The sequence below is a fragment of the Roseinatronobacter domitianus genome (assembly GCF_023336755.1).
GTDB classification, from domain to species: Bacteria; Pseudomonadota; Alphaproteobacteria; order Rhodobacterales; family Rhodobacteraceae; genus Roseinatronobacter; species Roseinatronobacter domitianus.
Genome location: NZ_JALZWP010000008.1, coordinates 169408 through 179120 on the forward strand (window position 1 = coordinate 169408; position 9713 = coordinate 179120).

The window sequence follows — 9713 nt, forward strand, 5'->3', positions numbered from 1 at the left end:
CGCCAGTCTTTTAGGAATATGAAATGAACCAGGAACTGACCACCAACCCGTTCAACCCGCTGGCCCAGACCAAGACCTTTGACCAGATCAAGGTGTCGCTGGCCTCGCCGGAACGCATCCTCTCTTGGTCCTATGGTGAGATCAAGAAACCCGAAACCATCAACTACCGCACATTCAAGCCCGAGCGTGACGGTCTGTTCTGCGCGCGTATCTTTGGCCCGATCAAGGATTACGAATGCTTGTGCGGCAAATACAAGCGCATGAAATATCGCGGCGTTGTCTGCGAAAAATGCGGCGTGGAAGTGACCCTGCAAAAGGTCCGTCGCGAGCGCATGGGCCATATCGAACTGGCCAGCCCGGTTGCGCATATCTGGTTCCTGAAATCGCTGCCGTCGCGCATCGGCCTGATGCTGGACATGACCCTGCGTGATCTGGAACGCATTCTTTATTTCGAAAACTACGTCGTGATCGAGCCGGGTCTGACCGACCTTACCTATGGCCAGTTGATGAACGAGGAAGAATTCCTCGACGCGCAGGATCAGTATGGCGCTGACGCGTTCACCGCCAATATTGGCGCCGAGGCAATCCGCGAAATGCTGGCCAATATCGACCTCGAGGACGAAGCCGGCCGCCTGCGCGAAGAGCTGAAGGAAGCCAAGGGCGAATTGAAGCCCAAGAAGATCATCAAGCGGCTGAAAGTGGTCGAGCATTTCATCGAATCCGGCAACCGTCCCGAATGGATGGTGATGACGGTTCTCCCGGTCATCCCGCCTGAATTGCGCCCGTTGGTGCCGTTGGATGGTGGCCGTTTCGCGACGTCGGACCTGAACGACCTCTATCGCCGTGTCATCAACCGTAACAACCGCCTGAAGCGCCTGATCGAATTGCGTGCGCCCGATATCATCGTGCGCAATGAAAAGCGTATGTTGCAGGAATCGGTCGATGCGCTATTCGACAATGGTCGTCGCGGTCGGGTCATTACGGGCAACAACAAGCGCCCGCTGAAATCCATGTCCGATATGCTGAAAGGCAAGCAGGGCCGTTTCCGCCAGAACCTTCTGGGTAAGCGCGTGGACTTCTCGGGCCGTTCCGTCATTGTGACGGGTCCGGAGTTGAAGCTGCACCAATGCGGCCTGCCAAAGAAAATGGCGTTGGAGCTGTTCAAGCCGTTCATCTATTCGCGGCTGGAAGCGAAGGGGCTGTCCAGCACGGTCAAACAGGCCAAGAAGCTTGTCGAAAAAGAGCGCCCCGAAGTCTGGGATATTCTGGACGAGGTCATCCGCGAGCATCCGGTTCTGCTGAACCGCGCGCCCACGTTGCACCGTCTGGGCATTCAGGCGTTTGAGCCGATCCTGATCGAAGGCAAGGCAATCCAGCTTCACCCGCTGGTCTGCTCGGCCTTCAACGCCGACTTTGACGGCGACCAGATGGCTGTGCACGTTCCGCTGAGCCTTGAGGCGCAGTTGGAAGCGCGCGTCTTGATGATGTCCACCAACAACGTGCTGTCGCCCGCGAATGGTGCGCCGATCATCGTGCCATCGCAGGATATGGTGTTGGGCCTGTATTACGTCACCATGATGCGCGAAGGCATGACCGGCGAGGGCATGATCTTCTCCTCCATTGACGAGGTGGAACACGCGCTGGCGAATGGCGATGTGCATCTGCACGCCAAGATCCAGTGCCGCATCACCCAGATCGACGAAGACGGCAACGAAGTAACCATGCGAGTGGAAACCACACCGGGCCGTCTGCGCCTTGGTGCGCTGCTGCCGTTGAACGCGAAAGCCCCGTTTGATCTGGTCAACCGCTTGTTGCGCAAAAAAGATGTGCAAACGGTCATCGACAATGTCTACCGCTATTGCGGTCAGAAAGAGTCGGTTATTTTCTGCGACCAGATCATGACGCTGGGGTTCCGCGAAGCGTTCCGCGCCGGGATCTCCTTCGGCAAGGACGACATGCTGATCCCCGATGCGAAATGGGTGCAGGTCAATGAGACCCGCGACCAGGTCAAGGAATTCGAGCAGCAGTATCTGGACGGCCTGATCACGCAGGGGGAGAAATACAACAAGGTGGTCGACGCATGGTCGAAATGCTCTGACACTGTGGCAAATGCCATGATGGCAGAGATTTCGGCTGTGCGCCGCGACGAGGAAGGCCGCGAGTTGGAGCCGAACTCGGTCTACATGATGTCGCATTCTGGTGCGCGTGGTTCGCCTGCTCAGATGAAGCAGCTGGGCGGGATGCGCGGTCTGATGGCCAAGCCGTCGGGCGAGATCATCGAAACGCCGATTATCTCGAACTTTAAGGAAGGTCTGACCGTTCTTGAATACTTCAACTCGACCCACGGTGCTCGGAAGGGTCTGGCCGATACCGCGCTGAAAACCGCGAACTCGGGCTACCTGACTCGCCGTCTGGTGGACGTGGCGCAGGATTGTATCGTGCGCATGGATGATTGCGGCACCGATCTGTTCATCACGGCGCAGGCGGCGGTGAACGATGGCGAGATCATCGCATCTCTGGCCGAACGCATCTTGGGCCGGGTGACATCGGAAGATGTGATCGACCCGGCCTCGGGAGAGGTTCTGATCGCGCGCAACAGCCTGATCGACGAACGCGACGCGGACGAGATCGAAGCTGCTGGCATCGCCACGGTGAAGATCCGTTCGCCGCTGACCTGTGAGGCGGAAGAGGGTGTCTGCGCCAAGTGCTACGGGCGTGACCTTGCGCGCGGCACCATGGTCAACCAGGGCGAGGCCGTGGGGATCATCGCGGCACAATCCATCGGTGAGCCCGGCACGCAGCTAACCATGCGGACCTTCCACATCGGTGGGATCGCACAGGGTGGTAGTCAGTCCTTCCAGGAAGCGAATGCCGCCGGCACGATCGAATTGCGCAATGCCAACTCACTTGAGAACGCGGCAGGCGATCAGATTGTAATGGGGCGTTCGGTGCAGATCGTCATCATCGACGCCAATGGCGTCGAGCGGGCGACCTTCAAGCCTGGCTACGGTTCCAAGCTGTTCGTCAAGGATGGCCAGCAGGTGGAGCGCGGTGACAAGCTGTTCGAATGGGATCCGTATACCCTGCCGATCATCGCCGAGACATCGGGCCGTGCGCGGTTTGTTGACCTGATCGCGGGCCTGTCGGTGCGCGAAGAAACCGACGATGCTACGGGCATGTCGCAGAAGATCGTCAGCGATTGGCGGTCCACGTCCAAAGGCGGCGATCTGAAGCCAGAGGTCATCCTGATGGACCCCGAAACCGGGGAACCGCTGCGCAACGATCAGGGCAACCCGATCACCTATCCAATGTCGGTCGACGCGGTTCTGTCGGTCGAGGACGGGCAGGACTTGCAAGCGGGTGACGTGGTTGCGCGTATCCCGCGCGAAGGTGCCAAGACCAAGGACATTACCGGCGGTCTGCCGCGGGTGGCGGAATTGTTCGAAGCGCGTCGCCCCAAAGACCACGCCATCATCTGCGAGATGGACGGCTATGTGCGCTTCGGCAAGGACTACAAGAACAAGCGCCGCATCTCTGTCGAGCCTGCCGATGATACCCGCGAGCCGGTGGAATACCTTGTGCCCAAGGGCAAGCACATCCCTGTGCAGGAAGGCGATTTCATCCAACGCGGTGATTACATCATGGATGGCAACCCGGCCCCGCATGACATCTTGCGCATTCTGGGAATCGAGGCGCTGGCGAACTACCTGATCGACGAAGTGCAGGACGTGTATCGTCTGCAAGGCGTGAAGATCAACGATAAGCACATCGAGGTTATCGTTCGTCAGATGCTTCAGAAATGGGAGATCCTGGATTCTGGCCAGACCACGCTTCTGAAGGGTGAAAACGTCGACAAGATCGAGTTCGAAGAAGCCAATGCCAAGGCCATTTCGATGGGTCTGGAACCGGCCAAAGGCGAACCGATTCTGCTGGGGATTACCAAGGCAAGCTTGCAGACACGCAGCTTCATCTCTGCTGCGTCCTTCCAGGAAACCACGCGCGTGCTGACCGAAGCATCGGTTCAGGGCAAGCGTGACTATCTTGTGGGTCTGAAGGAAAACGTCATCGTGGGCCGGTTGATCCCGGCTGGCACGGGCGGCGTGGTTGCCAAGGTTCGCCAACTGGCAGCGGATCGCGACAAGAAAGTGCTTGATGCGCGTCGGGCAGAGGCAGAGGCCGCTGCGGCCTTGGCCGCGCCGGAACCCGTAACGCAATCCGAAGCTGATATCGTTTTCGGCAAGCGTGACGACTGACCGTCAGCCTAGCGCGACATGACAAAAACAGCCCCTGCGCCATCCGCGCGGGGGCTTTTCTTTTGCACGGGCTTCGGGCATCCCTGATGGGACAGTTCGGAGAAACGCAATGTCCGTGAATATCAGGCCTCAGGTCATCATTGTGATCCGGTTTTCCTACCTTGGCGAGAATGGTTGGCGTCTGACCCATGGCGGGCTGGAGGCCAACCGCGCGGCCCTCTACGACGAGGCGCGTCTGGCCCGGCGTTTCAAACTGTTCGAGGCGCTGACGCTGCCCTCGCTGTTGTCCCAGACCGATGCCGATTTCAGCACGGCTATTTTGATCGGCTCTGACTTTCCGCTGGCATGGCGCAAGCGGCTGACGGACCTTGTCCGCCCATTGGCCAAGGCTCGCATCATCGCGCTGCCGCCTATGAAGAACTTTGCTGCGACCAAGAAGGTGCTCGACCTATGCACCGAAGCGCCAAGTCATGTCATTTCCATTCGGTTGGATGATGATGACGCGATCAGCGTTGACTGTGTCGCGGAACAAAAGCGCCTTGCCCCCATGGTCCTGGAGATTTCGGGCGTGGACACCCCGACCATTGTGGCGTTCAACAATGGTCTGTTCCTGAAGATTGCCGAGGGCGGCAACAAGCTGTTCGGCGTGATCGAAAGCCTGCCGCTGGGTATTGGGATGGGCATGATCGCCCCCAAGGGCATGCGTCCTACAATCTTTTCGACGGATCATCGTCAGATTCATACGCGGTGGAATTGCTATACCGATTCAGTCACGCCGCATTTCATTCGCTCGGTGCATGGTGACAACGATTCCGGCGCGCGGGTTTACGGTGTGGAAAAGGATTATTCCGACACAGAGTTGGACAATATCATGGCCACGCGCTTCCCCTTCAGCCGCGCAGAGTTGATGGCCTTGCGCCCATGATGACGGATAACCTGCGGGCGGCCTTGTTCATGATGGCAGGGTCCAGCGCCTTTGCCGTAAATGACACGTTTCTAAAGCTGCTGGGCGATAGCCTTGGCATGTTCCAGATCATCACCATGCGCGGTGTTGTGGTGTCGCTGGTCTTTGCGGCCCTTCTCTGGACACAGCGCGCGACGATCACCGCGCTTACCCGGCGCGACCGTTGGTTTCTAACCCTAAGGTCCGGGGCAGAAATGGGGGCTGCGTTTTTCTTCTTCAAAGCGCTGTTCAACATGCCGCTCGCTACTGTAACCGCGATCTTGCAGGTTGTGCCGCTGACCGTCGCGGCGGCTGCGTATCTGTTTCTGAAAGAACCGCTGGGTTGGCGCAGGCTAAGCGCCATTCTGTTCGGTATGTTCGGGGTCATGCTGATTGTGCGGCCCGGCACAGACAGTTTCACCATGGCCTCTGTCTACGCGTTGCTGTGTGTGGGGATGGTTACGCTGCGCGATCTGACCACACGGGTTATGGCCAAGGGCGTCCCATCGAGCATGGTGGCGCTCACCACGGCAGTCGGCGTCATGTTGATGGGGGCAGGCGGGTCGGTGACAGAGATATGGGTCATGCCTGCCCCCGTGTCATGGGTCTGGTTAGGTGGAACCGTGGTATTTACGGTATTGGGCTATTATCTGGTAATCCTTGCCATGCGCACGGGAGAGCTGACCTTCGTCGCACCGTTTCGCTATGCGTCACTGCTCGCGGCGCTGGTGTTAGGCTGGTTTGTTCTTGCGGAATGGCCCGCGCCGCTAACCTTCCTTGGCAGTGCGATTGTGGTCGCGACGGGGGTCTACACGCTCTATCGAGAGGGCCGGTTGCGCCGTCGCGCGATGGCCGAAAAGGCCGGATTGCCCCATGCTCCCGGCGAGTGTTGACAAGCCCTGCGACTCCACCTATACGCCCCTCAATCCACCCGGCAAAGGCTTGTCCTGCGCCGTGGTGCGACTCAGATTAGTAGCGGTCAAGATCCGGGCTTTGCGCCCCGATCCTCTGGAATTCCACCGCGGCGCCCCATGCAAGGGGCGCAAGCGGTATTATGCGTTCTGCCTTTCGGGGATTGGGCGCAAAGATGAGAGGCGCATCGCGCGCCATGAACACGGGTTGAAACGGGAAGAACCGGAATGCCAACGATCCAACAGCTGATCCGCAAGCCGCGGCAGCCGAAAGTCAAGCGCTCCAAGTCCATGCATCTGGAGCAGTGCCCTCAGAAGCGTGGCGTTTGCACGCGCGTTTACACCACGACACCGAAGAAGCCGAACTCGGCCATGCGGAAGGTTGCCAAGGTGCGCCTGACCAATGGGTATGAAGTTATCAGCTACATCCCCGGCGAGAAGCATAACCTGCAAGAGCACTCTGTCGTGCTGATTCGCGGCGGCCGCGTCAAAGACCTTCCTGGTGTGCGTTACCACATCCTGCGCGGTGTCCTCGATACGCAGGGCGTGAAGGACCGCAAGCAGCGCCGTTCGAAATATGGCGCGAAGCGTCCGAAGTAAGGAGAATTTCAGATGTCTCGTCGTCACGCCGCTGAAAAGCGCGAAATCCTGCCCGACGCCAAGTTTGGCGATATGGTCCTGTCGAAGTTCATGAACAATCTCATGATCGATGGCAAGAAATCGGCAGCCGAATCGATCGTTTACAACGCGATGGATCGTGTTGAAACCAAGCTGAAGCGGGCTCCGATCGAAGTGTTCCACGAAGCACTCGAAAACATCAAGCCGTCGGTCGAAGTGCGGTCGCGTCGTGTTGGTGGTGCCACCTACCAGGTTCCTGTCGAGGTGCGCCCGATCCGCCGTGAAGCTCTGGCGATCCGCTGGCTGATCAAAGCCGCGCGCGCCCGCAATGAGAACACGATGGAAGAGCGTCTGGCCGCTGAACTGGTCGATGCTGTCAACTCGCGCGGCTCTGCCGTGAAAAAGCGGGAAGATACCCACAAGATGGCAGATGCCAACAAGGCATTCAGCCACTACCGCTGGTAATCCAGTTATTTCTGCAAGCCTGAGGAACTAGATCATGGCACGCGAATACCCCCTAGAGCGCTACCGTAACTTCGGCATCATGGCGCATATCGACGCGGGCAAGACCACGACGACCGAGCGTATCCTGTATTACACAGGCAAGTCGCACAAGATCGGTGAAGTCCATGATGGCGCGGCCACCATGGACTGGATGGAGCAGGAACAAGAGCGTGGCATCACGATCACCTCTGCTGCAACCACCACGTTCTGGGCCAAAACCGTCGATGGTGAAAACCAGATGGGTGAGAAGCACCGTTTCAATATCATCGATACGCCTGGGCACGTCGATTTTACCATCGAAGTCGAGCGTTCGCTTGCCGTTCTCGACGGCGCGATCTGCCTGCTCGACGGCAACGCTGGGGTAGAGCCGCAGACGGAAACCGTGTGGCGTCAAGCTGATCGTTACAAGGTTCCGCGTATCGTCTTCGTCAACAAGATGGACAAGATCGGCGCAGATTTCTTCAACTGCGTGAAGATGATCAAGGATCGCACCGGTGCGACGCCTTTGCCTATCCAGTTGCCGATTGGCGCTGAAGATCAGCTTGAAGGCATCATCGACCTGATCGAGATGGAAGAATGGACTTGGCGCGGAGAGGATCTGGGCGCGTCCTGGACCCGTCAGCCAATCCGTGATGACCTGAAAGATCTGGCCGACGAATGGCGCGCCAACATGATCGAAATCGTCTGCGATCAAGATGATGATGTCATGGAAGGGTATCTGGAAGGCAAAGAGCCTGACCAAGAAACGCTGCGCCGCCTGATCCGCAAAGGCACGCTGGCGCTGGATTTCGTGCCCGTTTGCACCGGCTCTGCGTTCAAGAACAAAGGTGTCCAGCCACTGCTGAACGCTGTGACCGACTACTTGCCCAGCCCGCTGGACGTGCCTGCCTATATGGGCTTCGACCCGAAAGACGAAACTGAAACGCGCGACATCCCGCGTTCAGCCGATGATGGCCAGCCTTTTGCCGGTCTGGCATTCAAAATCATGAACGACCCCTTCGTCGGTTCGCTGACCTTTACCCGCATTTATTCGGGCATCATCAACAAAGGTGATGGCATCCTGAATGCGACCAAAGGCAAAAAAGAACGCGTCGGGCGCATGATGATGATGCACTCGAACTCGCGCGAGGAAATCGATTGGGCCGCCGCTGGCGATATTATCGCGTTGGCCGGCCTGAAAGAGACCACCACGGGTGATACGCTGTGCGACCAGCAAAAGCCGGTTGTTCTGGAAACCATGACCTTCCCCGATCCAGTGATCGAGATTGCCGTGGAACCAAAGACCAAGGCTGACCAGGAAAAGATGAGCCAGGGTCTGGCACGTCTGGCCGCTGAGGATCCGTCCTTCCGCGTGGAAACCGACCTGGAGTCCGGCCAGACGATCATGAAAGGCATGGGCGAACTGCACTTGGACATTCTGGTTGATCGCCTGAAGCGTGAGTTCAAGGTTGAAGCCAATATCGGTGCACCGCAGGTCGCGTATCGCGAAACCATCGGCCACAAGATCGAACATACCTACACCCACAAGAAACAGTCGGGTGGGTCGGGTCAGTTCGCAGAGGTCAAGCTGGAAATCAGCCCGACCGAACCGGGCGAGGGCTACACGTTCGAATCTCGCATCGTTGGCGGCACAGTTCCGAAGGAATACATTCCGGGTGTCGAAAAAGGCATCAACTCGGTTATGGATAGCGGCCCGCTTGCCGGCTTCCCCGTGATCGACTTCAAGGTCGCGCTGTTGGACGGCAAGTATCACGACGTGGACTCGTCGGTGCTGGCCTTCGAAATTGCGTCGCGGATGGCAATGCGTGAAGGTCTGCGCAAAGCTGGTGCGAAACTGCTTGAACCGATGATGAAAGTGGAAGTCATTTCGCCCGAGGAATACACGGGTTCGGTGATTGGCGATCTGACCTCGCGTCGTGGCCAAGTGACCGGCCAGGAACAGCGCGGCAATGCGATTGCGATCAACGCATTCGTGCCGCTGGCGAATATGTTCGGCTACATCAACACGTTGCGCTCAATGTCTTCGGGCCGGGCGAACTTCACGATGCAGTTTGACCATTACGAACCGGTTCCGCAGAACGTCTCGGAAGAGATCCAGAAGAAATACGCCTGATAGCAGCGGTGCGTGGGAAACCACGCACCCTACAAACCGTAGGGTGTGCGCCCGCGTGCACCGCCCCCGACAAAAGGAGATGCCACCATGGCAAAAGCAAAGTTTGACCGCAGCAAACCGCATGTGAACATTGGCACGATTGGCCATGTTGACCACGGCAAGACGACGCTGACGGCGGCGATCACGAAGTATTTCGGCGATTTCCGGGCCTATGACCAGATTGACGGTGCGCCCGAAGAAAAGGCGCGCGGGATCACGATCTCGACCGCGCATGTGGAGTATGAGACCGAGAGCCGTCACTACGCCCATGTCGACTGCCCCGGCCACGCCGACTACGTCAAGAACATGATCACGGGTGCGGCGCAGATGGA

General features: G+C 58.3%; 7 protein-coding genes. All 7 read left to right on the forward strand.

The genetic code is table 11. The features are described 5' to 3' along the window. Positions 1-23 precede the first annotated feature (23 nt). Positions 24-4253 (forward strand): DNA-directed RNA polymerase subunit beta', encoded by a 4230-nt coding sequence (gene rpoC / locus M3N55_RS10125; protein WP_249058489.1) that lies wholly within the window; start codon positions 24-26, stop codon positions 4251-4253. 109 nt (positions 4254-4362) lie between these two features. After that, positions 4363-5178 (forward strand): glycosyltransferase, encoded by an 816-nt coding sequence (locus M3N55_RS10130; RefSeq protein WP_249058491.1) that lies wholly within the window; start codon positions 4363-4365, stop codon positions 5176-5178. Further along, positions 5175-6089 (forward strand): DMT family transporter, encoded by a 915-nt coding sequence (locus M3N55_RS10135; protein WP_249058494.1) that lies wholly within the window; start codon positions 5175-5177, stop codon positions 6087-6089. Before M3N55_RS10130 ends, M3N55_RS10135 begins: the two co-directional genes overlap by 4 nt. 246 nt (positions 6090-6335) lie before the next feature. Beyond that, positions 6336-6707 carry a 30S ribosomal protein S12 gene (gene rpsL / locus M3N55_RS10140; protein WP_026759053.1) on the forward strand — a complete coding sequence of 124 codons (372 nt, stop codon included), beginning with the start codon at positions 6336-6338 and terminating at the stop codon, positions 6705-6707. A 12-nt stretch (positions 6708-6719) separates the two neighbouring features. Beyond that, on the forward strand, positions 6720-7190 hold the full coding sequence (gene rpsG / locus M3N55_RS10145) for a 30S ribosomal protein S7 (RefSeq protein ID WP_249058496.1): 471 nt from the start codon (positions 6720-6722) through the stop codon (positions 7188-7190). A 34-nt stretch (positions 7191-7224) separates the two neighbouring features. Further along, complete coding sequence (gene fusA / locus M3N55_RS10150; RefSeq protein WP_249058498.1) at positions 7225-9342, forward strand: elongation factor G; 2118 nt, start codon at positions 7225-7227, stop codon at positions 9340-9342. 87 nt (positions 9343-9429) lie between these two features. Then, positions 9430-9713: GTP-binding protein (locus M3N55_RS10155; protein ID WP_249058260.1), on the forward strand; the 284-nt coding region annotated here is incomplete at its 3' end.